Origin of the sequence: Burkholderia paludis (assembly GCF_000732615.1) — a bacterium.
In the GTDB taxonomy this organism is placed as follows: Bacteria; Pseudomonadota; Gammaproteobacteria; order Burkholderiales; family Burkholderiaceae; genus Burkholderia; species Burkholderia paludis.
The window spans coordinates 93,371-117,160 of record NZ_JPGL01000010.1; the positions used below are offsets into that span (position 1 = coordinate 93,371).

Annotated in this window: 23 protein-coding genes and 2 pseudogenes; 7 read left to right on the plus strand and 18 right to left on the minus strand. The window is 62.7% G+C overall.

All coding sequences use genetic code 11. The features are described from left to right. Positions 1 to 310: 310 nt before the first annotated feature. The 4 genes from GQ56_RS0106575 to GQ56_RS0106590 form a co-directional block, all read right to left on the minus strand. Positions 311 to 805, minus strand: a complete 495-nt coding sequence (locus tag GQ56_RS0106575; RefSeq protein WP_031397890.1) for a DUF2306 domain-containing protein — start codon at positions 803 to 805, stop codon at positions 311 to 313. 132 nt (positions 806 to 937) lie between these two features. After that, a complete protein-coding gene (locus tag GQ56_RS0106580; protein WP_321029192.1) occupies positions 938 to 1,888 on the minus strand; it encodes an MBL fold metallo-hydrolase in 951 nt (316 codons plus the stop codon). 546 nt (positions 1,889 to 2,434) lie between these two features. After that, positions 2,435 to 3,559, minus strand: coding sequence for a porin (locus tag GQ56_RS0106585; protein WP_031397892.1), 1,125 nt, complete (start codon positions 3,557 to 3,559; stop codon positions 2,435 to 2,437). A gap of 156 nt (positions 3,560 to 3,715) precedes the next feature. After that, a complete protein-coding gene (locus GQ56_RS0106590; RefSeq protein ID WP_031397893.1) occupies positions 3,716 to 4,132 on the minus strand; it encodes a hypothetical protein in 417 nt (138 codons plus the stop codon). Between the two features lie 236 nt (positions 4,133 to 4,368). Here GQ56_RS0106590 and GQ56_RS0106595 point away from each other — a divergent pair, with 236 nt between their 5' ends. After that, entirely contained in the window at positions 4,369 to 5,469 is a 1,101-nt protein-coding gene (locus GQ56_RS0106595) for an AraC family transcriptional regulator (protein WP_075122883.1), read from the plus strand. Between the two features lie 433 nt (positions 5,470 to 5,902). On the opposite strand, the gene GQ56_RS0106600 is transcribed toward GQ56_RS0106595, so the two are convergent. The 6 genes from GQ56_RS0106600 to GQ56_RS0106625 form a co-directional block, all read right to left on the minus strand. Beyond that, entirely contained in the window at positions 5,903 to 6,286 is a 384-nt protein-coding gene (locus GQ56_RS0106600; RefSeq protein ID WP_031397895.1) for a BON domain-containing protein, read from the minus strand. 83 nt (positions 6,287 to 6,369) lie between these two features. Then, positions 6,370 to 7,956 (minus strand): class I adenylate-forming enzyme family protein, encoded by a 1,587-nt coding sequence (locus GQ56_RS0106605; RefSeq protein WP_235212652.1) that lies wholly within the window; start codon positions 7,954 to 7,956, stop codon positions 6,370 to 6,372. A gap of 78 nt (positions 7,957 to 8,034) precedes the next feature. Further along, a complete protein-coding gene (locus GQ56_RS0106610) occupies positions 8,035 to 8,811 on the minus strand; it encodes an SDR family NAD(P)-dependent oxidoreductase (RefSeq protein WP_031397897.1) in 777 nt (258 codons plus the stop codon). A gap of 23 nt (positions 8,812 to 8,834) precedes the next feature. Then, positions 8,835 to 9,992, minus strand: coding sequence for an acyl-CoA dehydrogenase family protein (locus tag GQ56_RS0106615; protein WP_031397898.1), 1,158 nt, complete (start codon positions 9,990 to 9,992; stop codon positions 8,835 to 8,837). Positions 9,993 to 10,002: 10 nt separating this feature from the next. Then, positions 10,003 to 11,244 (minus strand): thiolase family protein, encoded by a 1,242-nt coding sequence (locus tag GQ56_RS0106620; RefSeq protein ID WP_031397899.1) that lies wholly within the window; start codon positions 11,242 to 11,244, stop codon positions 10,003 to 10,005. A 50-nt stretch (positions 11,245 to 11,294) separates the two neighbouring features. After that, positions 11,295 to 12,080 carry an enoyl-CoA hydratase/isomerase family protein gene (locus GQ56_RS0106625; protein ID WP_031397900.1) on the minus strand — a complete coding sequence of 262 codons (786 nt, stop codon included), beginning with the start codon at positions 12,078 to 12,080 and terminating at the stop codon, positions 11,295 to 11,297. A gap of 290 nt (positions 12,081 to 12,370) precedes the next feature. Here GQ56_RS0106625 and GQ56_RS0106630 point away from each other — a divergent pair, with 290 nt between their 5' ends. Further along, the gene (locus GQ56_RS0106630) at positions 12,371 to 13,426 is read left to right on the plus strand and encodes an AraC family transcriptional regulator (RefSeq protein WP_043301180.1); all 1,056 of its coding nucleotides are present in this window, start codon (positions 12,371 to 12,373) and stop codon (positions 13,424 to 13,426) included. Positions 13,427 to 13,574: 148 nt separating this feature from the next. On the opposite strand, the gene GQ56_RS0106635 is transcribed toward GQ56_RS0106630, so the two are convergent. Together GQ56_RS0106635 and GQ56_RS0106640 are read right to left on the minus strand one after the other, a co-directional pair. Next, positions 13,575 to 14,033, minus strand: a complete 459-nt coding sequence (locus tag GQ56_RS0106635) for a GNAT family N-acetyltransferase (protein ID WP_031397902.1) — start codon at positions 14,031 to 14,033, stop codon at positions 13,575 to 13,577. 206 nt (positions 14,034 to 14,239) lie between these two features. After that, on the minus strand, positions 14,240 to 14,674 hold the full coding sequence (locus GQ56_RS0106640; RefSeq protein ID WP_031397903.1) for a DUF6196 family protein: 435 nt from the start codon (positions 14,672 to 14,674) through the stop codon (positions 14,240 to 14,242). Between the two features lie 439 nt (positions 14,675 to 15,113). Here GQ56_RS0106640 and GQ56_RS0106645 point away from each other — a divergent pair, with 439 nt between their 5' ends. From GQ56_RS0106645 to GQ56_RS43985, 3 genes are all read left to right on the plus strand, one after another. Beyond that, positions 15,114 to 15,629: a DUF2199 domain-containing protein gene (locus tag GQ56_RS0106645; protein WP_043301182.1), complete on the plus strand. Its 516-nt coding sequence runs from the start codon at positions 15,114 to 15,116 to the stop codon at positions 15,627 to 15,629. Positions 15,630 to 15,709: 80 nt separating this feature from the next. Further along, positions 15,710 to 15,937 (plus strand): hypothetical protein, encoded by a 228-nt coding sequence (locus GQ56_RS0106650; RefSeq protein ID WP_152601660.1) that lies wholly within the window; start codon positions 15,710 to 15,712, stop codon positions 15,935 to 15,937. A gap of 40 nt (positions 15,938 to 15,977) precedes the next feature. Further along, entirely contained in the window at positions 15,978 to 16,184 is a 207-nt protein-coding gene (locus tag GQ56_RS43985; protein WP_152601661.1) for a hypothetical protein, read from the plus strand. On the opposite strand, the gene GQ56_RS0106660 is transcribed toward GQ56_RS43985, so the two are convergent. Next, the gene (locus GQ56_RS0106660) at positions 16,166 to 16,987 is read right to left on the minus strand and encodes an acetoacetate decarboxylase family protein (protein WP_031397906.1); all 822 of its coding nucleotides are present in this window, start codon (positions 16,985 to 16,987) and stop codon (positions 16,166 to 16,168) included. The genes GQ56_RS43985 and GQ56_RS0106660 overlap by 19 nt on opposite strands. Before the next feature lie 840 nt (positions 16,988 to 17,827). Then, positions 17,828 to 19,258: a GAD-like domain-containing protein gene (locus GQ56_RS0106670; protein ID WP_031397907.1), complete on the minus strand. Its 1,431-nt coding sequence runs from the start codon at positions 19,256 to 19,258 to the stop codon at positions 17,828 to 17,830. A gap of 271 nt (positions 19,259 to 19,529) precedes the next feature. Between GQ56_RS0106670 and GQ56_RS0106675 the strand changes: the two genes are divergently transcribed. Together GQ56_RS0106675 and GQ56_RS43995 are read left to right on the plus strand one after the other, a co-directional pair. Continuing rightward, entirely contained in the window at positions 19,530 to 20,108 is a 579-nt protein-coding gene (locus tag GQ56_RS0106675) for a hypothetical protein (protein WP_031397908.1), read from the plus strand. Positions 20,109 to 20,561: 453 nt separating this feature from the next. Then, on the plus strand, positions 20,562 to 21,137 hold the full coding sequence (locus GQ56_RS43995; protein WP_152601662.1) for a hypothetical protein: 576 nt from the start codon (positions 20,562 to 20,564) through the stop codon (positions 21,135 to 21,137). Positions 21,138 to 21,445: 308 nt separating this feature from the next. Here GQ56_RS43995 and GQ56_RS44000 read toward each other — a convergent pair. The 4 genes and pseudogenes from GQ56_RS44000 to GQ56_RS0106695 all read right to left on the minus strand — a co-directional run. Beyond that, positions 21,446 to 21,678, minus strand: a pseudogene (locus tag GQ56_RS44000) (IS481 family transposase); the annotation flags it as partial. Further along, positions 21,668 to 22,459 carry an enoyl-ACP reductase FabI gene (gene fabI, locus GQ56_RS0106690; protein ID WP_031397911.1) on the minus strand — a complete coding sequence of 264 codons (792 nt, stop codon included), beginning with the start codon at positions 22,457 to 22,459 and terminating at the stop codon, positions 21,668 to 21,670. The gene fabI and the pseudogene GQ56_RS44000, both read right to left, overlap by 11 nt. A 141-nt stretch (positions 22,460 to 22,600) precedes the next feature. After that, positions 22,601 to 22,837: pseudogene (locus GQ56_RS44005) on the minus strand (IS66 family transposase); the annotation flags it as partial. A gap of 315 nt (positions 22,838 to 23,152) precedes the next feature. After that, a complete protein-coding gene (locus tag GQ56_RS0106695) occupies positions 23,153 to 23,554 on the minus strand; it encodes a hypothetical protein (RefSeq protein ID WP_031397912.1) in 402 nt (133 codons plus the stop codon). Between the last annotated feature and the right edge of the window lie 236 nt (positions 23,555 to 23,790).

A 23,790-nucleotide genomic window follows, 5' to 3' on the forward strand; every position in this document is an offset into this window, starting at 1 on the left:
ATTCGTGTGTGAGGGATGAACGTCACGATTCCCACGACTCGCCATCGGCGGTCATGGTGCACATCATGAATTGAAGGGCTGCGGCGTTCATGCACGCATCTTGCCTGCCCGACGACGTTGCCGTCAATGGCGTGCCGACGGATGCCATGATGTCGGCGGCCGGAACGTGCGTCTCGACGCGGCCGGCTCCGCCCGCTCCTTTCCGGCCGCGACGCCCCGGGCGTGGCAGCCGATCCGGGCGGGCCGATGTCGCACGTGCGAGGACGAGTCGCACGACTGCGGAAACGGTGGCCGGCCTCGCCCAGCGCCTTCATGTACGGCTGCGGCAAGAACGAAGCCACGACAACTGCAGCAGCGATCCCAGCACGAAAACGCCCAGCCATGCCGCGAGGGAACCGCGCACGACGGGAGAATCAGGGCCGTTCGCGAGCGGATGACCAATCGGCAATCGTGTCAGCGTCTCGTTGATCCCCGGGATCAGCAGCAAAAAGAAGCTGAACGTGAATGCAAACTGGGAAAGGTACTGTCGCGCAGTCCCCAGGACGTTGATTCGCGGGACGCGTAGTCCACCCCACGTTGCAAGAAGCGCCACGATGCCGAGCGCGTGCCCGACATTGAAGCCTCCGGTACTGGACAACCCGAACGATGTGAACACGGACGCCGCCATGCCCGCCACGTAGATCCGCGCGGACCGGGTTGAGCTGTCGATCCCTCGATATCGGGAAAAACTGTAGAGACCCGCGGCGACCGTCACCAGGCTGACAGCGGTGTGTATCGCACCCAAAGTGGAAACGGGATGAGGCATGGTGTCAGGACTCCTTTTGAAAATGCGTCCCCGGATCGCCGTAGCACCGATGACATGGAGAAACGCCGAGACCGGTCGATACGCGCGAACGATCCGGCCGGCCGGTTCCGACACTCGAAGCGGTCATCCGCCTCAAGTTTCCAGCGAATACCACGCGACGTCGCCGTCATCCAGCTCGCACTTCACCACGCGCGTGGCAATGAGATGGTTCATGCAGGCCACTGCCTCGCCGGTCGCAAGACTCAGTTGCTGTACATCCTGTTCCCCGATGGGACGACCGAACAGCGGGACAAACGCATCGACGATCCGCAGGGGGCCGGCCGCCATCGATTGGCGCAGCCGGTCGAGGGCGCGATCCTGTGCGGATTCGAGCGCGTGCAGGCGCTCATGCAACCCGTAGAAAGGCTCGTTGTGAGAAGGCAGCACCAGCACATCGTCGGGCACGCCGCGCATCAGCTTCCCGAGCGATGCGTACCACTCCTGCAGCGGGTTGGCTTCCGGTTCGCTCGCGAACACCGACACGTTCGACGAAATCTTCGGCAGCGCCTGGTCGCCGGAGATCAGCAGCTTCAGATCCGGGCAGTACAGGCTGACATGCTCGGGCGAATGGCCGCCGGTCGTGATGATTCGCCAGTCGTGCCCGCCCAGCCGGACCGTGTGGCCGTCCTGCAGACGCCGATAACTGTCGGGCAGCGCGTGAATATGCTTGCCGAAGCTGCCGAAGCCGCTGCGATAGCCCTCGACGGCCGCCTCCGACCACCCTGCGCGCCGGCAAAACCGCACGCCGTCGGGCGGAGCCTCGCGGTTCGTGTCGGCATGCAATACCCGGCACGACAGGTATTCGAGGCGGCTCATGTGCAGCGGCACGCCGGCGCGCCGCGTCAACCACCCTGCCAGGCCAGCGTGATCCGGATGCATGTGCGTCGCGTACACCCCCTGGAGCGGCCGCGACAGGGGCCCCTGCGCCATCAGCGCCAGCCAGTCCGCCATGGTGTCGGGGGCGTTCAGGCCGGTGTCGACCAGCACCCAGCCGTCGGACGTGTCGATCGCCCATACGTTGATGTGGTCGAGCCTGAACGGCATCGGCAGCCGGATCCAGCGCACGCCGGGGGCAACCTCGACAGGATGGCGCGGCAACGGAGGGGCGAACGGATAAAGAAGTGCCATGGCGTCGATCGAGAGCGTCGAATTTCCGTGGAGCCGACCTGCACGGAGTGCGGTTCGAGCCCCCTCGCAGGCTGGCTCCGGGATCTGGAGAAAAGAGGCCGCGCCGACGTCGTTCGGCGCGGCCGGTGCGTCCCCGACGGATCGTCGTCCGAGCTGTCGGGGGAGGTGTCGTGCATGGTGGTCGATGATAGGGAGCAAATCGTGCGCACTCCGGTCCGTGGGGCCGGTTTTCCGGTCCGCGCGGCGCTCCGGCGCTCCGCCGCCTTGACTTCTTCCGTCGTCGCCCGCCCCGATCGGCCGGCGTCACCGCAAGCCGCTCGCGCGCGGCTTGCGGTGTGTGCGGATCAACCGCAACGTCGGCACGCGCACCCGGCAGCGAGCCCCGCTGGATACCGCGCGACCTCCGAGAAAGCAGGGGCTGCCCGGTGCGCCCATTCGTCGAAACTGGCGACGACGCAGCCGCTAGAACGCATGACGGACGCCCAGCATGACCGCCGTCGTGCTCATGCCCGCCGCCACGGGCTGGCCGAACGTGATGGGCTGGTTCATCGTTCCGCGGTTGTTCACATGGCCCACCTGCCCGTAGACGAGCGTTGCCTTCGACAGGCTGTACTCCGCGCCGACGGCCACTTCGGTCGACTTGTTGGCCTGGTTGTTGCGATCCTTCAGGTAATACACGCCACTGGTCACCTTGAAGGCCGGCGAGAACTGATAGCCGAGGCCGGCCGAGTACAGGTCGAGGTTGACCAGTTCGGCATGCGCCGGATCCCTGCCGTTGGAATACGATGCGGAAGCGGAGAACGCGCGATACGTGTACAGCGCCCCCACGTAGACCAGGCGGTTGTTGGCCAGTCCGGTGGCCACCGTCGTCGGGCCGGGGTTCGTGTCGTGGCCGGCGTAGTAGCCCGCCGCGAGGCGAAGGCCATAGTTCGAGTATTTCAGCACGACGGATTCCCGCGTCCCCGCCTGGAAGCTGCCCGGCACCCCTCCCGGGGCATACTCGAGTTCCGCGGACACGCCGGCGAACTTCGGCGATTCATAGACGATCGCATTGCTGTCGTACAACGCGCCGAGTGGCGCGTTCGTGCTGATGCCCTGCCAGCCCGCCGCCTGGTTCATGCCGAGCCACGCGGTCAGCGTGCTGCCGAAGTAGTGGGCCCCTCGTACGTCCGTCTCGGCCATGGCATAGGCAATCGGCACGATCTGTCGACCGAAATTCAGTGTTCCGAACGGTCCGGATACGCCGACCATCGCAACCTGGTTGAACGGTGCGACCCCGCCCGGCGTGTCGGACAGATTGAACTTGCCGCTGCCGCTGTCGAATTCGCCTTGCAGCTTGAAATTGACGTGATACCCGCCGCCGATGTCCTCCGAACCCTTGAGTCCCCAGTAGCTGGCATAGATACCGCCATCCTTGTAGCGATAGACCTTGCCGAGGTTCGGCGCCGTCGGGCTCAGCGTGGCCGCCGATGTGCTCTGATAGAGCATCCCGGCATCGAGGACACCGTACAGCGTCACTGACGACTGTGCGTGAACGGCACTGCCTGTTGCCGCCAGAACGGCAGCAACGATCCATTTCAATTTCATTGCGTCTCCATTTTTTGCTTTGAAGCGGCCTGTCTCGACCGCTGTACCGACTGAATACGTCGACTACTTCGCCTCGGCGCCAACCACGCGCGCCGAGGTCGTCCCGGCCGCGTTCCGCGACTGGTTCGAGGTGGCACGGGAAACGGCGTTGTTCCTCTACGCTCCGTGCCAATACAGGTACCCGATCAACCCGGTGACGGCCCCCAGCGGGACCGCCGTTCCGGCCAGGGCGATCCGGCGCGCAAGCCGGATGCGCTCCATGTCGTCGTCCACACAAATGCGGGGTGCGACCAGCCAGACGCGCAGCTTGCTGGCGGCAGCTGCGACGAGGCCCAAAGCGGCCTTGACGAGCACCAGTGTCGAAACCGGCCACATGCGCACCATCAGCACCAAGCCCGTGACCACGGTGACCGCGATCAGCGGCGCCTCCGCGACGAGACCGATCCATCCATGCACGGCGCTGGCGGTACGGTGCGCCCCTGGCGCTCGCACGCGCGCCTCGACCGCCGCTTCCGCCGCCAGAACGACACACCATGCGGCGACGGCAGCGCCATGCAGTTCCTGCAGATTCATGTTCCATCCTTCGACGCGCGCATGCGGACGCAGCCTCCGATGCATGCCGCCGGTTCGACCCGGCCCCTGGTCAAGACACTATTCCTGCGCGACAACTGTCGCCGGTCATTTGCGATCAACAGTCGGTCATCCGGAGGACATGCGTCCGGACGCGAATCCGATCCAGTCGCAAACAGCGGCCTTGACAGCCCGCGGGACGTGCAAAAGAATGAGATTTTTGTGATCGCACGGACGTCATGCCTGTCCCCCATTCGCCACTCGCGGCCAGCCCAAGCCCCCGGACGCGCTCGCTGACGACGATTGGCGGGTACGCATTGGCGATCGCGAAAGCCCTGAACCGCTATGGCGTGGACGCCGGGCCGATATTCCGGGCCTTTCATGTCGACACCGCCATCGCAAACGATCCGATGTCGCGCCTGCCGGTCGACACCGTGACGCGGTTGTACAAAGCCTGCGTGGACGTCACGGGAGATCCGTACTTCGGCCTCACCGTGGCTCGCTTCATCCACATCTCGAATCTGCACGCACTGGGTTTCGGGCTGGCGGCCAGCAGCACCCTGATGGACTTCCTGAAACGGGTCGAGCGCTACTTCAAACTCGCGTCGCAAGTCGGAGAAGTCGCCCTGCAGCAGCGGGACGACGAGGTCGTGATGCGCGTCGAGCATCTGACTACCGTCTGCGGCGAGACCGAGGACGCATTCCTGGGTTTCCTGGTGTTGTCGATGCGGATGCTTCATCAGCAGGACTTCAACCCGCTGCACGTCGCGATGCGTCATCCCGCGCCGCCGCAGGGCGACGACGCGTATGTCCGGCTGTTTCGCGCGCCCGTCACGTTCGACGCGCCCTGCTCGGCATTGACGCTGCCGATGAGCGCACTGCAGCAACCGCTTGCCGGCGCATGCCCCGAACTTGCCCTTCACAACGACAGTCTTGCGCGGGAGTATCTCGCGCGCCTCGACAAGGGCGACGTCGTCGCCGCGACCCGTCAGAAGATCATCGAATTCCTGCCCACGGGCGAATGCACGCGCGATCGCGTGGCCCATGCCATGCTCATGAGCGCGAGCACGCTGCAGGCGCGCCTTGCCCGTCACGACCGGAGCTTCCAGTCGCTGCTCGACGAAACGCGCAAGGATCTGGCCTGTCAGTACGTGTTGCAGCCGATCCGGTCGATTACCGAAATCACCTTTCTGCTCGGCTTCACGGACAGCAGCAATTTCACGCGCGCCTTCAAGCGATGGACCGGTCACTCGCCGTCGGACTTCCGCGGCAACAAGGCAGCCTCGCAATCGACGGATGAGCACGCGGCATCGGCCGCGGAGCGCGCCCTGACACCCTGATTCAATCTGGTTGCATGCGCAACCGATCACGGCGCCGGACGTGGCATCCATCGCCGTCCGGCAAGACGCACGTTCTCGACATCATTCGTCGACGGGCAAGTCGGGGAAACGAACGCGGCATGGCCTCGCGGTGGCGACGGGCCGGGCGACTCCGCTTCCGGAGCGCAACGCCGGCTCGAGCGACGCCCCTGCCAGCGATGCCGGCGAGGCACGGGCAAGAGCCGCGCGTCATGAACGAGCGCGCCTGGACATCGGGTTCCGTACGCTGCCGGGCCACATCGCAGGCATGACTAGCGGCTTGGCCTGGAGCAGACGCCAGCAAAACGTGGAAAACCGCACGGGTTCCCGGCCGGGCGGCCCCGGCAGATCGACTGCCGCGCCGGAACCCGCCGGCTCGGGCACGCTCATGCCGGTTTTCCCGATGTGCGAGCCGTTACGAACCGCCGAACGGCTTCTGCACGGTCAGCTTGTTGGTCACGGAGCTGACGCCGGGCACCCCCTTCGCGATCTCCGCGACCTCATCGACCTGCGCGGCGTCCGTGACCGTGCCGTTCAGCGTCACCGCGCCGCCTTTCGCGACGATGCTGATATTGCCGGCGCTGATCTTCTTGTGCTTGCCGATGGCGGCATACACCTTGCGGCGCAGTGCGCGATTGGCTTTCCTCGTGCTGACGGAAGCGACCGTGCCTTGCGCAGCGGACGCAGCCGGCACACTGGCGGAAGCGCCGGCAGCCTGGTTCGGCTGCGACCGTGCGTTGCCGGAAACGGCCAGAATCAAAGCGGCAATCGCCAACGCACGTACCTGAATCCTTGTCATCGAATACTCCGTTTGTCGTGAAGAGTGGAATCGGAACGGGACCGCCGTCAGTCGACGCCCGCCGGCGCGTCACGGCGCGCTGTCTAGCTGACCTTGCGCTGCATGTTCTGCCAGTACCGGTCCTTGACCACGCGCCGCAGAACCTTGCCGACCACCGAGGTCGGCAATTGCTCGACAAATACGATCGACTTCGGCGCCTTGTAGCTCCCGAGTTTTTCCTTGGCGTGTGCGACAAGTTCGGCGGCTTCGACCGAAGCACCAGGACGCAGCACCACTTCCGCATGCACGGCCTCCCCCCACTCCGGATGCGGAATGCCGACCACCGCACACATCATGACGGCCGGATGGGAGGCCAGCGCGGCTTCGACTTCGACCGCATAGACGTTGAAGCCGCCGCTGATGATCATGTCTTTCAACCGGTCGACGATGTACAGATAGCCGTCTTCGTCGATGTAGCCGAGGTCGCCCGACTTCCACGCCCCGTCGGAGAACTCGGCGGCCGTCGTTTCGGGATTGTTGTAGTACCCCTTGATAACAGCCCGGCTACGGATGCGGATTTCGCCGGATTGGCCGATGGGCAGCGGCTTGCCATGCTCGTCGGTGATATAAACCTCGACGCCCGGCGTCGTGCGTCCCGCCGAAGACAAGTGCTTGGTGCCGCTGCCCGTTGTACGCGCAATCTCGTGCCCGGCCTTGTCGAGTGCCGACACGAAGATGGGAACTTCGGTGGCGGCGTAGATTTGCGCGAAGATGAGGCCAAAGCACCCGATCAGTTCCTCGAGCTTCGCGGGACTCATCGGCGCGGCCGCGTAGATCAGGGTGTTCAGCGACGAGAGATTGCGTGGGTTCGCGCGCTGCAACTCGAGCAGACGGTACAGCACGGTCGGCACCAGGAACGAATGGGTCACGCACTGCCGCTCGGCCGTTTCCCGCCATTGCTCGAGATCGAGCTGATTGAGCGTGATGTTGGCGCCGCCGGCATAGAAAGTCAGTATGAAAGCGACCATGGCCCCATGCGAGAGCGGCGCCACGTGCAACATACGTGTGCGGTCGTTGAAGCCGAAATCCGGGTTGCGGAAGCCGCCATCGCAGCAAGCCATCAGATTGTCGATCGAATACATCGCGCATTTGCCCTGGCCGGTCGTGCCGCCGGTGAAGCGCAGCATGCAGATGTGCTCGTCGTCGTCCAGCTCCACATCGGCGTCGAGTTCGGACGCTGCGTCAACCAGATGCCGGAACGCACGCACGCCGGGCCGTGCGGCCTGTTCCGGCGTCAGCTCGTCCATGACGACGATCTCGCAACCGGCCGCACGCAGCATGTCGTAGTAGCCGTCGAGCAGGCGCGTTTCAATGAATACGACTTTCGGCCTGACCAGTTCGATCTGCCGCGCATGCTCTTCCGGCGCATCGCGCAGGTTGGTCATGACCACCGTGCCTTCCTGCTTGAGGACGGTCGGCAGCATCATCAGGCTCAGGTTGTCGTTTTCCAGGATGAGCAGGAACCTGTCACCCTTGCCGACCCCGAGCGCGTTGCGCAGCGCATCGGCGATGCGGTTGGTCAACAGGTGGTACTCGTGGTAGCTGTAGCTGCGGCCGCGCTCCACATTGACGATCGCTTGCCGATCGCGAAAGCGCAACGTCATCAGGCGCATGACGCGGCAAAAGTTCATCTTCACCGATGTGTCTCCTTGGTTCTTTGCCCTCCCTCGCCCTGGAGGAAGGGCTGCCATGCCGCCGGCGGCGTGCGTTCAGCGCGCGCGCAGGCGCGATGCCGCGTCCAGACGGATGGTGTCCGCGTTGAGGTACGCGTTTTCGATGATGAACGCGCAGCAGTGCGCGAACTCCCGCATGTCGCCGAGACGTCGGGGCGCCTCGATCTGCGACGTCAGCGCATTGACGATCTTTTCGTCTAGCGACTTCACCATCGGCGTCAGGAACAGGCCCGGCGCGATGGCGTTCACCCGGATACCGACGTCACCGAGTTCCCGCGCCGCCGGCATGTTCATGCCGAGCAGCGCGGCCTTGGAGGCCGCATAGGCCACTTGACCGATCTGCGCCTCGTAGGCGGCGCCCGACGAGATGTTGATCACGACGCCGCGCTCTTCCCCGGCTTCCGGCTCGTTCGCGGCCATCTGCTCGGCGCACTTCGACATCACGTTGAACACGCCGTTGACGTTGACCGCCGTCACTTGCGCGAACTTCGCCAGCGGCGTGGCCTTGCCGTCCTTGCCCAGCACCTTGCACGGCGTGGGCAGCGCCGCGCAGTTGATGCAGACATGCACCGTGCCGAAGCGGGCGGTCACGGCCGCGACCGCGTTTTGTACGGACTCCTCGCTGGAGACGTCGGTCTGCACGAACAGTGTGCGTTCGGCGCCGATCTCTTCCACGGCCCGGGCGCCCGCTTCAGCGTTCAGGTCGAAGATGGCGACGCGCGCGCCCTTTTCCTGTGCCAGATAGCGCGCCGTCGCAAGGCCGAGGCCCGACGCGCCGCCGGTAATGACGACGACTTTTCCTTCGATACGCATGATGTTTCCTGTGACTGGGGGTCTTAGAACGCCGGTACGCCGGTCAACGCGCGTCCGATGATGAGTTGCTGGATCTGGGTCGTGCCTTCCGGAATCGGCGTGACGATTGCCTCGCGCGCGAGCTTCTCGACGAGGAATTCGGTCGTGACGCCGTTACCGCCGTGAATCTGCACCGCCTGGCGGGCGATCTTCACCGCCGCTTCGCACGCGAAATACTTGGCCATCGCCGCCTCCATCTCGGCCGGCACGCCGGCTTCGATCATCGACGCCGCGCGGTAGGTCAGCAGGCGCGCAGCGTCCACGTGGGTCGCCATTTCCGCGAGCATCGCCGCGATCAACTGGTGGCCCGCGATGACCTTGCCGTGCTGGCGCCGCTCCGTCGCATAGCGAACCGCCTCTTCGAGCGCCCGTCGGGCGATGCCCAGCCCCTGGGCCGCGACGAATACGCGCGACCGCTCGAACAGCGAAAGCGTATTGCGCAGCCCTTCGCCTTCGTTGCCGATCATGTTGGAGGCCGGCACCCGCACATCGGTCAGGAAGATCTGCGCGGTGGACTGGCTGTTGAAGCCGATCTTGTGGATACCGCGTACCTCGTACGGGTGTTCCTTGCGGTCGAGCAGAAAATGGGTCAGCCCCTTGCGCGGATCGTCGCTGGTACGGCACGTACAGATCAGGAAATCCGAGTACTCCCCGTTGCTGATCCAGGTCTTTTCGCCGTTGATGATGAAATGATCGCCGTCGCGGCGTGCCCGCGTCCTGATCTCCAGCACGTTGGAGCCGACATCGGGTTCCGAAATGCCCATCGAGACGAAGCTGTCTCCGCTCAACAGGCCGGGCAGGTAGCGTTCGCGCAAATGCGCGGGCGCTACCTTCTCGAGCAGCACGACGCCGAACGAATTGATCAGCACCGGCACCGACAGGTCCGCCGAAGTGGTCGCCACTTCCTCGAACAGCATCAGCGAGGTCAACCAGTCCAGGCCCAGGCCGCCGTTGGCTTCGCTCGCGATGCCCGACACCAGCCCGAACTCCGTCAGCCGGCGCATGATGTCGGCCATCCTGTCGCGCGGCACGAACTGGTCGCGGTATTGCTTGCTGAAAACCGGATCGATCTCGGCGTCGAGGAAGCGTCGCAGTCCATCGACGGCTGCCTGCTGCTCTTCGGTGCGGAATACGTGTCCCATGGCGGCCTCCCTATTGTTTTGCCAGGATGTTGACGCCGACCACGGCCTCTTCGATGCCGTAAAGGCCGCCGCCGTTTTCCTGGATGGCGATCCGGGCGTCTTGAACCTGACGCTGCCCGGCTTCGCCGCGCAATTGCGTCACCAGTTCGTGAATCTGGCCGAGGCCGGTTGCACCGATCGGGTGGCCTTTCGATTCGAGCCCACCGGACGGGTTGATCGGAATGCGTCCGCCAACCGTAAAGTCACCGCGTTCGGCCGCGGGGCCGCCTTCTCCGAGGGGCACCAGCATCAGCGATTCGGCGTTGAGGATCTCGCCGATCGCCGATGCATCGTGTACCTCGGCGACGTCGACGTCCTCCGGCGCGACGCCGGCCTGTTCGTACGCTTTCGTCGCCGCCAGACGGGCGATGATCTTGTGCGGCTCATCGACGCCGCGCGTGATGCCGGTCTGAATCACGCTGGCCAGCACGCGCACCGCGCGACCCGCCTCGCCCTGCAGGCGCTTCAGGCCGGCGGCGGTGCACAGCACGGCGGCGGCCGCGCCGTCGCTGATCGGCGAGCACATGGCCGTCGTCAACGGATAGGTGATCGGCGGCGAACCGAGCACCTGCTCGATCGTCATGGGCTGCTGGAATTGCGCCAGCGGGTTGTGCACCGAGTGCTGGTGGTTCTTGGCCGCGACCGCGGCGATCTGGCGCTGCGTGGTGCCATGGCGCTTCATGTGGTTGCGGGCGATGGCCGCATAGACGTCCATGAACACGCTGTAGGGACGGTCGGACTGGGTGCCGGGCGGAGGCTCCACGCCTTCGCCCAGTGCCAGCAGCGTCTTCTTGTTTTCCTCGACGGTCGAGACGTCCCAGCCGCCGTCGAACACGGCAAACATCTTGGCCTTCTCGGCGATATTCATCTTTTCCGCACCGACGGCCAGCGCCACGTCGCAGGCCCCCGCGCGCAGCGCCTGCACCGCGAGGCTGAATGCCGACGAGCCGGAGGCACAGGCGTTTTCGACGGAGAACACCGGAATGCCCGCGATGCCGAGGCGACGCATCGCGATCGGCCCGGGAATCGCGCTCTGCCCCTGGAACGGGCCATTGGTCAGCGTCGCATAGAATGCCGAGCCGATGTCCGCGGCCTCCGCACCGGCGTCCTTCAATGCCAGCGTGACGGCCTCGCCGACCATGTCGTACACGCTGCGGTCGAGCAAGCGTCCGAACGGCGTCATACCGACGCCGGCAACATAGATATCGTTCATGTAATTCCGACTGAGGAATGAGAAAGGCAGGATGACTGAACCGGGCGGGCTCAACGGCCCTGGAATCGCGGCGCGCGCTTTTCGGCGAATGCCTGCAAACCCTCCTGCAGGTCAAAGCTGCGCAGATGGCGACGCAGCATGACTTGCTCGTGCAGCAACGCGTCGTCCCGGCTCTTGTCGGCGGAGGAACGCGCGACAGCCTTCATGCGCCGCAGCACGACGGGGCTCTTGCCGGCGATCTGGCCGGCCAGCTTCATCGTCGCGTCGGACAATTCGGCGTCGGGATGCACTTCGGAGACGAAACCGTACGCCTTCATCTCGGTCGCCGACAGCGTCTTGCCGGTCAACAGCAGATACATGGCGATGTTCTGGGGAATCAGGCGCGGCAAGACCGCCGCGCCGCCGGCGCCGGGATAGACGCCGAAGTTGGCATGGGCGTCCCCGATCGCGGCGCTCTCCGCGGCGACGACGATGTCGGCGCACATGGCCAGCTCCAGCCCCCCGGCCATCGTGACGCCGTTGAGTGCGGCGATCACCGGCTTGGAGAAATTGCGCAGGCGTGCGAGCGTTGCGTCGGCCCGGTCGAGGAAATCCGCTTCCCCCACCTCCGCATGCTGACTTGCCAGCACCTCCTTCAGATCCGCGCCGGCGCAGAATGCGGGGCCGGTGCCGGTCAGGACCAGGACGCGAATGGCGTCGTCGGCGTCGATCTGGGCCAGCCGGCGGTCCAGTTCAGTCAGCAGCGCGATATTCAGCGCGTTCATCGCCTTGGGACGATTCAGCGTCAGGCGCGCAACCGCGCCGGTGGTTTCAAACAGCAATGCGTCTTCGATCATGACGTCTCCGGGTTATCTTGGAATGGTGTCGTAGCGGAGAGGCGCAGACCTGCCCGCGATAGGAAACGATCATAGGCAGGGGGACATGAGCGCGCGGCTCTTTGGAGCGAAAAGTGCATTCCGCAAAGCGATCCGCCCTGACCGGCGACGGGATGCGCCGGTGAACGGGCGGCCATGGCCGGGAGGGGGCCGTTCCCGCGCGGTCGAACGGCGGCGGTCGCGAGCGCGCCGGGCACGGTTCGGCAGCGGTGTAGAATCGGCGTCACCCCGTCCATCGACATCGCCGCGCCTTGAAACCCGACCGCCACCCCTCCCACGTCGCGACGCAGGAAGCGACGACCATAGGCGGGTACTGCACGGCAATCGCCAAGACCCTGCAGGCCAGCGGCATGGACAGCGAGCGCATTTTTCGCGCCGTCGGCGTGCAACCCCACATGGTGAACGGCCCGATGGTCCGGCTGCCCGTCGCCACGCTGACCAGGCTATACCGTGCCTGCGTCGAGGCGACCCACAATCCGTATTTCGGCTTGTCGGTGGCCCGCCATATCCATATCTCCCACTTGCATGCGCTCGGCTACGCGCTCGCCGCCAGCAGCACGCTCCTCGACTTCTGCCGCCGGCTGGAGCAGTACTTCCGGCTCGTGTCGCAGGCGGCAACCGTTCGCGTGATCGAAGACGGCAATACGATCGCGGTGCGCGCCGCCGATTTCAGGATCGAGGTCTGCGGCGAAACCGAGGATGCGTTCGTCGGGTTCCTGGTGCAAACGATGCGCATGTTGTACAAACCGGGGTTCAACCCGCTGTCCGTGGAATTCCATCGACCGATGCCGCTTGAAGGCGACGAGCCGTACCGTACATTGATGCGGGCGCCGGTCAGTTTTTCGAATCCGGCCACGACGCTGACATTCGACAGGCAGGAATTGATGCAGCCGCTCGGCGGCGCCTGCCCGGAGCTGGCGCAGGTCAACGACAACATCGCGAATCAATATCTCGCCCGTCTGGACAAGAGCGACGTGGTGACCGGCGTCACGCAGAAGATCATCGAATTGCTGCCCTCCGGCGACTGCAGCAGGGAGAAGGTGGCCGAAGCATTGTGCATGAGCCCCGCTACCCTGCAGGTGCGGTTGGCGCAGCGCGGCACGCATTTCCTGCAGATCATGGACAATACGCGCCGGGAACTGGCCTGCAATTACATCCAGCGCCGCACAAGCTCCGTAACCGAAATCGCGTTCTTGCTCGGATTCACCAGCACCAGCAATTTCGCCCGCGCATTCAAGCGATGGACCGGCTTGTCGCCGACGCAGTTTCGGGATGCCCTACCCGAGCAGCAGGTTTTGTCGCAGTAGCCACGATCCATCGATGCCCTGACGGCGGCTTGCGCCTGTTCGGCGCTCACGTGGCGGTTCGCATATCTGGCGCACACGTCTAGCCGACGATTGAACTTCGCTACCTCGCGGATAACGACCAGCGGATGCGAACCAGCGGACGGAAGCGTTACCGCGCGAGGCAATACAAAACGTCCGGGCACCCCTCCTCGTTTCCACTTCCATCGCCATATGCGACGGCAACGAACCCGTGCCGCTCATAAAACGCGGCGGCGTCACGGTTCATCCGGAACGTATGAAGCTGGAGCCGGCCGTCGGTCTGCGACTTTACCGACGCCAGCAGGCGAGTGCCAATCCCTTGCCGTTTGAGCCCGGGGCACACGTACAGCTGGTCAAGCCACGCCACGCCATCTGTGACGGAGTGCGCGGCCATGCCGACGATGCAGCCATCGCTCACGGCGACTGTGACGTTACCCGACGGGACCAGCACGTTGGCGATCCACTCCCGGACGGCCGTTTCGGTGTGCGCGAGCGGCGCATACGATGCCAGCGTGTTGCGCGACCGCAGGTAGACTTCCGCCACTTCTGCGGCATCGGCCGGGGTCGCCCGACGCAGGATCAACGGCATGTAACGGCCACGCCGGGATGATCGGCCATTGCGGAACGATCCCGACACGGTATCGGTTGCCCCGGAAGCTGTTCGCATTCAATGCGATGTGTTTGCATCTCGTTTCTTGCGTGGACACGCCAGGATGATCCGGGCGTTACCGGACCATGGGGTACGGGTAGGAATCGAATCGGTATTATCCATCGGGCAACGCAGGCGAACGGCCGCTATGTTCCCGACACAAGCCGCTTGACCTCTTCAACTACTTCACCCGCCAGCGTTTCCGGCACGCCCCAGTAATCGAAGATTCCGCCATCGGCCTGATTCTGTCCGCATGTCACAAACAAGCCGGTGCCGAATCGATTCTTGAGATGCGAGGCCAGCCAGCCTACGAAGCCGCTGTTGTCCGCTCCCGCCGGAAAGTGGAACCGGAAGATGCCGAACCGTTCCTTCTGCGAGCCGTCACTCGGAACAAGCTGACTCCACACGTTGTCGTCTCGTACCAGCGCGAGTGCGTCGGCCCGCACAGCCGCCGGAAACTGATCCAGCGGAAATTCAACGAACGCATACGTCCCGGAGTACACCCGTAGTCGCGACTCGGTCATGACGCGCCGCAGACGGCTCTCCGTTTGTTCGACGGTCTCATGCGAAATATCAACCATGGCTGCTCCAATCAAAAGTGGGGAATCGGTCAAATCATCAACATGCGCACGAAAGGAATTGATCTTATCAGCGATATAAAGCCATCACAGTCGAATGGTCGTCACGGGTAATCGGGCAAGTCTGGCCAGACGCGCCGTGAGAAGATGAGCGGCCTTTGGCCGGCTTTGGCCGAGGCACGTCGATGGGAATCCCTTGCCCGGAACTTAAAGCATGCGCGGCCTCCGATCCGGGAAATCCGGAAAAATCCGCACTCCGGAAAAGAAGCGCGATTTTCGACCGTGCATCAAGCGGTCATGCACACGATTTCACCCGTGCCAAAAGCGGGCTGCCTGTATCGCATCACCCTTTCGCCCAAAGGCGGGCAATATCCCGTTCCGCGTTGCGACGGTAAAGCGCCTGTGAGAAAGTACCGATTCTTCCCGAGTCTGCGGTCAATCCATGACGTTCTCGTTCAAGTGCATAACCTGCGGTAAAACGCATCACGGCATGCCGAGCTTCGGCGCGAATGCGCCTTTCAGCTATTACGAGGTACCCGCCGCGGACAGGGCGCGTCGCTGTTCGCTCGGCAGCGACGATTGCGTCATCGATGAAAGCATGTTCTTCGTCCGCGGATGCATTGAAATACCGGTGCACGAGAGTAACGAGCCATTCTCCTGGGGAGTGTGGCTCTCGCTGAGCGAGTCCAGCTTCATGGAATGGGTGCGGACATTCGATATCGCGCATCGATCGGATGTCGGCCCGTTTTTTGGCTGGCTCAATACGCGTCTCGACATCTATCCGGAAACGCTCAATCTCAAGACGATGGTGCATCTGCGCGACAACGGCATACGGCCGTATGTCGAGCTGGAGCCCGGCGAGCATCCACTTGCGATCGAGCAACGCAACGGCATTTCACCCGGGCGGGTTGAACAGATTTACCGCAAACTGATGCACCCGGACAGCCCGGCGCAATAGCGGCTCAAGGCGAGTGTCGCGGTCACGCCCGGCGATTTCCGGTTGCCGGCCCCGCATGCGGTGTTCCGGCCATCCCGGCCGTGACAGGCGCCTTGCTCGCGGCGGCCGAACGGCATCGCGCCGGGATCGCTTCGGCCACCTTCACGACCGTGCGGCCGATTGGAGATGCGTTGGGCCTCGCCGTCTTCGGTGCAAGCATTGCGGGCATTCCGTGCGTGTTCGTCGTTTGCGCGTGCGCGAGCGCCCTCGCCTGCATCGTCTCCCTGATCGGCATCGGCCGACCTGACGGCGCCGTCAAACCTGCTTGAACGACGCGCTTTCATCACGAAGCGGATGCGGTAAAGCTACGTGTCCATGCCGAACCTGCCGAGGCACAAGCGCGCCATCGCCATTTTTCGGATCGTCAACGCCGAAGGCATAGCCGGTGCCTCGCACGCTTTTTCAACCATCGGCCGATGCTCCGGTCCGGTTCCGGCTTCGATGCCCTGGTCGAACTGCACCAGCGTGCTTCGCCAGCGCAGGAATGGCGAAACCGATTACACCAGCACGCGCTGATCAAGATACGGCTTGCCGCCGCGCGAATGAATGACCGATGCGCCCCGCGATTCGAGGACGGGCAGGTCGGCCAGTGCGTTGACCACATGCTGCAGGGTCGGCAGATCGCCCCAGGTTGCACGGTGGAACTGCACGGCACCGATGCCTTCCTGCCGGCGCTCGATCGTCCTGTCGGGATCGGCGGACGGTGTAAGCGTCACCTGATTGATCTCGGCTTGCCCCCATGCGCCCGTTTGCGGGACGTATTTCAGCATCAGCGTGCCATCCGCGTGAGCCGCCGTCGATGCAGACGGCGCATCGCTCAGTTCGGCAACCGACAGATCCAGGAAACGGAACCCCATCCAGCCGGCGGCGCATGTCTGTGTTCCGTTCCACAGGCGCGGCTCGGCTATCTCGGCATAGAGCTTGGGATGTCCGATCTCGTCGCGACCGGAAATGATCGGGTCGGCGAGGTTTTCCCAGACGACCGCGAGAAACCGGCCGGTCGCCCGATCCCGCCGGCCGGTAAAGCTCGCCGGCCAGCCGACGTGAATCATGCTGTAGCCGCGCCCGGCTAACCAGTCGATTTCCGTCAGGTAGTGAAATTCGATTGAAACGACAGGTTCGCCGGCAAGCGTGAAGCCCTCCGGCAGGTGCCGTTCGAGCATCTTTGCATCGGTCAGGAAGTTCACGGCGACCGACAGGCGACGTGGGCTGAGTTTCGGATCGGTCGAGACGCCGTCGGGTAACTGCCGCGGCCCTGGCGCAGGCCCGAAATGCGTAGGCATCCGATATATTTTTCCTGCCTTGAACTGATAGCTCACCTGATGGCTCCCGGCGTTGATGTATTGAGAATCGGTTGAGACGGATGCGTCCGGATGAAGCCCGGACTCCGCTGGTTCTGGTCCGAAAGGCGTCGAGTGCAGCAGACATCTCGATGGCAGCGTGCCCGAGGGACGCCTTGACGATCTGGTCGTCAGTTCGCTCCAGCCAGTCACGACGCGCGCTCGATCAATCAATCAAGCAGTAGCACGGTCAATTCCGATTTTCCTCGAACCGAGCATCGGTCAAAAGAATAGCGGCGAGTGCGCTGCCTGGAAACCGCATGAGAAATATTTCAGTGATTTTGTTTTTCAATGGATATCGAGGCGATGCAGGCATTCTGGCTGGTTACAGACCTCAAAGGCTTCATCCACGTGGCTGACGCTCGGGGCGGAATGATCGATGACGAGTGGAGCGCAACTTGAGTCGGCCTCGCAGGGCGCGCGATGAAACGTCACCTGCCGGATCGGCAGAAAGCAGAAGGCCGACGTTGCCCTCGGCGATGCGGGCGACGGTTGAATCGATTGCACCCATCAATGATTGGCTGTACCCCGCAGGTGCTGCAGGATTGAGTCACGCGTGAAGGGGGCGACGCTGGTCGCTGCGTGGGATGTCCCCTTTCTCCGTAGACGGTACGCGTAGAACGCCGCGACCCGCCGCACACCACACACGATGCCCGGGTCGAGCGCACGCCACCGGGAGGAGATGCCATGCCGATGTCGTATCTGCAGGCGCCCACGCCAAAGTACGGCGAACCCGGCGTGACGCCGGCATCCCTGCAGTTGATCGAGCAGGCCGCCGGTGCGTGGGCGGCCACATTGCTCAGCAGACGGATATCCGCATCATGTTTGCCAGCCACGAGCGCGTGTCACCAAAACGTCTCCAACCTTCGGGCCGTTCTCGATGGTGCCGTCGACGCCTCGCCGATAGGAAACACCGGCGCCGCAGGCATGAGGGGTCATCCGCCAAACCCAGCCTTCGAGATTGCGCCCGGAGTGCTCGGGAGAATAGAGCGGCATGTTCATGCGCAATCCGTCCTCCGATCCGAGATCCAGCGTGCACATGACGGACCCCTCCCCTTCCTCTTCTTCATCCGGATTCGGTATGTCGACGTGCGTGATGGTCGCTCGTAACGGTTCGACATGGATCAATGCCTGCAGTGCTTTCGGAAAATCGTCGAACGGTGGCGCAACACGTCCATCGGCCTGCTCTTCAACGAATGCGTCGCTTAACGTCACTTTCCGAAAGTAGGACTCGCTGCGCCCCATCAGGTTGCGACCACCTATCGCGGTTGCCATATCCTCCAGTTCGTTGGCGCGAAGCAGGAAAGTTGTCCCGTTCGAATACATCGCGATTAGCTGGTCGTCGTCGGCGTCACCGCCGGACGAGTTGTGCTCCAGAGCAATATCGAGCGTAACGCCATCATCGCCATCGGAACTGCGTTGGGTTGTGTAGACGCCGCTATAGGCGCGCACGTTGACGCGCGCGAAAGTCTTGTCTTGAATTTCCCAGAGCAGCAGGTCGTATAGACCATTCGGTTGCAAGGCAAGCAATCGATGCCAGTCCAGGTACGAGGACAGATACAAGCCGACAAGATCACGTTCGCTGACCATCTCCTCGAACCGGCTACGATATTCGTCAGGCAGTGCGTCAAGTACGGTCGCGGGACGTTTGGCTGCAGATGAGTGCAATTCAACGGCGTCGCGAAGCCGACGGTGCAATTCGAGAGCATTGACTTTTTCGATTCTCAGCATCTGCATGGACAGCGATACCTGCTCGACTTCGTAGACTTCCCCTGGTTCCAGCGTTTGGCATGTCTCTCGTGCAGACCGTATCAGTACCGGAGAAACGATCGAGTGCAGCGAGGCCGGTTCGCACAGGATCTTGTTGAAGCAATCATCGAGGCTCCAGGCCAAATCCCCTGTTTGCTTCGATACAGGATCGATATATGCGACGTCCTCATCTATCGCGGTCAGTTTTCGATAGTAAAGCAGTGTCCCGAACGGGAGCAGCGCGATGGGAATACGTCGCACGGAACCAGGTGGTGAGATAATCCAGCGATCAAGCGTCGCTTGCCATTGACCAGGATCGATCAGGGCAAGTTGGAGGCTCCCATACAGCCCAAGCCCTTTGGTTCGCCAGAGTTGAAGCAGACTGGCAGGGAGGATGCCACTATAAGCGGACACAAGATCGCGAGGAGCCGGAGAAACGTGTCGTGACGGGGGATGTGATTGCACGAAGCGATGAAGCGCGAGACGGCGGAAAAAGCTCATGGCAACCACTCCAATAAAATATCAATGCCATCAAATATCGCCTTGATATTATCTCATCAATGGAACTATCGACGTTCAGTCACCCGTAAAACGGGCTACGACATAGTGAGGTGCGCTCAGCGCATTCCGGCCCATCAATTCAGGAATTGTTACTCAAGACAGAAATTTCCCCTATCAAGAGAATCCGTCGCTGTTCCAGCCAATATCCTCGGCCGCACCCTGATTTTCACAGGGGGGCGCCTCTCAATGTTCCTATCGTACCGCGCGCCTTATGACGACCTCGCCACTCCTCTCCAATGAGAAAATAGAGCTGTTGCTGACTCAGCAACCTATTTCTGACCGGCATCCTTGGGTGACTTGCGACGAGGCAGTCATCGATGATTACCTGAGAAACGCGTGCGATGCCATCGAGCGAACAACGGGAGCAAGATCGCACATTGAATGGGGACACTACGGGTCCGGCTACGCATCCTTTGTCGATGCCTGGTTTTACAAGGACACGCCGGAGTTTGACGTTGCACGACCACGTCCTCTCTGGGAAAGCCATGTCGGATTGGTGGTGTTGCTCAGTCGCCTATCCCCATACTTCGTGTTCATGGAAGGAGAGAAGCATTGGCATCTTCGCGAACAGGGAAGCTACCTTCCGGCGTTTGACATGCTGGACAGGCTGAAAAACAAAGGGGTCCAGCAGTTGGCGAAGGACGTGCAACCTGTTCTGGAGAGCTACGGCCTTGCTCGCGCAACTCGAATCGAACTATCGGATTCATTGCCGCCCGGCACGTATGTGCCGACGATCCTCAATGATCGCGGACACACACAGTTCGACGCGCTCTTCTACTGGGAAGATTGAACATGTGAGCGCATTGCAATGTATTTCCCCAGTGAAAACCTGCTCACGCGACAATGGACGAAACGACGATGAGCACAAGGATGGACGAGGACATCAAGCGATGGCGACCACACTCGCCAGGTTGTCGAACGACGAAGTGCTGGACGAACAGGTCGCTTTTCCACCACGCGCCGACGAGGCCGCCCCTTGCATTGTCCAATGCCAGCAGCTTCCTGCGCAAAGCCCTCACGCTTAACGGTCCACTCGGCCTGACTGACATCGAAGCGGTACATCTGAAACGTCGGCCCGCGACAAGTGAATGGACGGGATCGCCATGGAGGTGCGAATATTCAGGGGCGCCTGGAGTTCTACGAACAGTGACGCCGCGTGATCAACCAGGTGAACCCATTTTCGCAGGACGATGCGCACTTGCGGTATAAAATCCGGCAAACCACACACTGCTCCCGAAACGAAATGAGTCACGGCTCCCCTGATCTGATTCACATCCATGAGGACGACTGGGGGCTACGCAGCCTTCACCCCGTCGCTGTCCTGCGTGAAGTAAGCAGCGATATTGAAGCGGCGCGAGATGCCAGTCAAAAAAACCAGGCGACATCGGGAGTTGGCTGGACTGATCTGCACATCATTCAACAGCCTTCGACAAACTACGCCCAAGCCGGGCTTCGCTTGGCTGATGTCGTCACGGCTCTGAGCTCGATCCAGCCCCGGGTCAAGCGCTTTTACGCAACAGCTTCCGCCGGGTTTGATCTGGCGCAGCGAGATCCCTATGGTTCCTATGACGAAGATGCCTGGTGCTTCGGGCGCCAGCATTGTTATCTCAAGGTGGAAGTCAAAGACGACCTCGTAACGGAAATCTGGTTCGATATTTCCAGCTCAGACGCAGCAGATGCCGATGCATTGCGCCGCATGTTCGAGGCAATCGATCGGCTCGTGCCCGGCATGGTGGCCGACTACTGCATGGACGCCCACGGTCTGGTCGCGGACCGCGAATTTCTCGATATGTACTTCCAGCGTGTCATGGCGGACTAACGTACGTGTTTCGCGTTCCTTTGGATAGGCCATTCTCGATCCATAACGCGCCTTTCACGCTCTTTCCGCAGGGCGCTGCGCTCCTTTTGGCGCTGCTGCCAGATCTGTTGTTGCGCGCTCGTTGCCGATAGCCTGCCCCTGCCTCCTTGAGCGGCTGCAGGGTGCACCTTCGTATTCAGCACAAACTCTCATGCCCGAATAACAATCAACCTTACCGGCGCCCGACTCCGTTCAGGCTCATCTGCGTTTTGGAAGGTACTGATCGTCAAGCTTTGTTGCGCTGTGCCCGGCGAGCGATTCCGATACCGGCCCGGTACGTCCGATCGGTTATTCCCCATCGGGTATTCAACGGGCGAATCTGATCGCTTGCCCGGTGCGGAGTGCCTGTATCGCTCAACCGGTTCACGCGGCTGACAGTCGAGACAGACACGTCCACCTGTCGAGCGATCTGACGTTGCAGCAAGCACTGCTGGCGCAACTCCACGGTCGGCAAGGCCGTTGCGGGAGCAACGGCGCGTGGAGAGCGGCGCTTACTCTTCGAGACCGGCCATCCCGCCGACAACCGCATTGAAACCGCTGTCGACGTGCATGATCTCGGCCGTCACGCCGCTCGCGAGGTCCGACAGCAGGAACGCGCCGGCATTGCCGACCTGCTCGATCGTCACGTTGCGCTTGAGCGGCGCATTGTGCTCGACGAACTCGAGGATCTTGCCGAAGCCCTTGATGCCGCTCGCGGCGAGCGTCTTGATCGGGCCCGCCGAGATGCCGTTCACGCGGATGCCCTTGGCACCGAGCGACACGGCGAGGTAGCGCACGCTGGCCTCGAGCGCGGCCTTCGCAACGCCCATCGTGTTGTAGTTCGGAATCGCCTTCTCCGCGCCGAGGTAGGACAGCGTCAGCAGCGACGCGTCGTCCGACAGCAGCGGCAGCGCGGCCTTGGCGAGCGCGGGGAAGCTGTACGCGGAGATGTCGTGTGCGATGCGGAAGTTCTCGCGCGTCAGGCCGTCGAGGAAGTCGCCGGCGATCGCTTCGCGCGGCGCGAAGCCGATCGAGTGAACGAGGCCGTCGAGCCGGTCCCAGTGCTGGCCGAGCGAGGCGAACAGCGCGTCGATCTGCGCGTCGTCGGCGACGTCGCACGCAAACACCAGCGTGCTGTCGAACTCCGCGGCGAATTCGGTGATGCGATCCTTGAAGCGATCGCCGACATAGGTGAACGCGAGTTCGGCGCCTTCACGATGACAGGCCTTGGCGATGCCGTATGCGATCGAACGGTTCGACAGCAGGCCCGTCAGCAGAATGCGTTTTCCAGCGAGGAAGCCCATGAATTCTCCTGTTGAAGCGCACGCCCGCGTCATTCGGCAGGCGGCGGATGGTGATGATCGGTTACGAGTGGGTAAAATTCTCTCACATTGGTATTCACGATCGACCGAGAGGCTTCCATGACGACATGGTTTTCCCGCAGCCGCACGGCCGGAATCGCCTCGCTGAGTGACGGCACGTTTGCCATCGAAGTCGGCACCGCTGAACAGGCTTCCGTCTGCCGAGGGCAACGCCACGCGGCGCTCGCCCGGCGATCAGGTTTCGACTTCTGAACGCCCGTCGCTACAGTAAAAGACAAGCGCCGGCCGGCGGTTTGGCGCGTATCGAATCGCCTTGGTCGTATCGGGTTTTGCGGAAAGCACGACACACATCGCTTCGAATCAGCTGAGCGCCGCGTGGCAAGTATCGTTTAACCGCGCTTCAACCCTGACACCATCTTCGTGCGCACGGGCGGCGGCATCAACACCTGCGTTGCAGCGATTCAAAGCAGCTTTGGAAAAGCCGCAGGTCTTCACTCGAGCGCTTCTGCTCCCGGACCACTACCGAATGGGGCATGCCGTCGATTCCGCCGCAATCATATCGGCGCATAGGGCGAACTCGCATTGTCCATGCGCAACCTCACGATCATGAAGCGCGTCCAAGCAGGCAAACCTCTCCCGGTTTGGCCCGGTGGGTTCAGGCAGTCTGCGGACACGCTATCCGAAAACCCGAGCCCATACCGCCCGAAGGCGTCGCGCGCGGTCTTCGAAGAGATATGAGGCCGCCAGCGTCAAGAGACCTGAAATTGCCCCCGTCACGATGTGCTCGACATAGGGGATACGGTAGTGACTCGTGTGCGAGTAAGCGTCGCCCAGTGCCGTGAGGACGCCAACGACCAACGCATTGCCGTATCGATTCACGTAGAGTTTCGCCGCAGGCGTGAACGTCAACAGTACGGCCAGGAGTCCGGTAAGCAGGCCCGTATGAAATGCAATGGTCCAGTGGGCAAGGCTCATGATATTGCCCCAACTCCCCGGCATGCAGGTCATGCACGCGCTGGTCGGCTGCCAGAAGCGCTGGATAAACAGTCTGACGCGAAGCTTCCACTCGGTTGACATCATGCATTCCCATCAATGCCGTCGTCACGGCCGACTCGCCACACGTATCGTTGAAGCCGCTCCCCAACCCCTTTAGCGAGCAGGTTGGCAGTACGCCGCAGCGGTCGAGCAATAACCTGGAGATGGGGGAATACTACTCCACGATCCGGCGGCCACCGTCTCGACCGAGACCGGAATTCAACGCCTGCGTCCACCAGTGCGGCCACGTCCGTAGCGGGCATCGAACGATGCGCTTC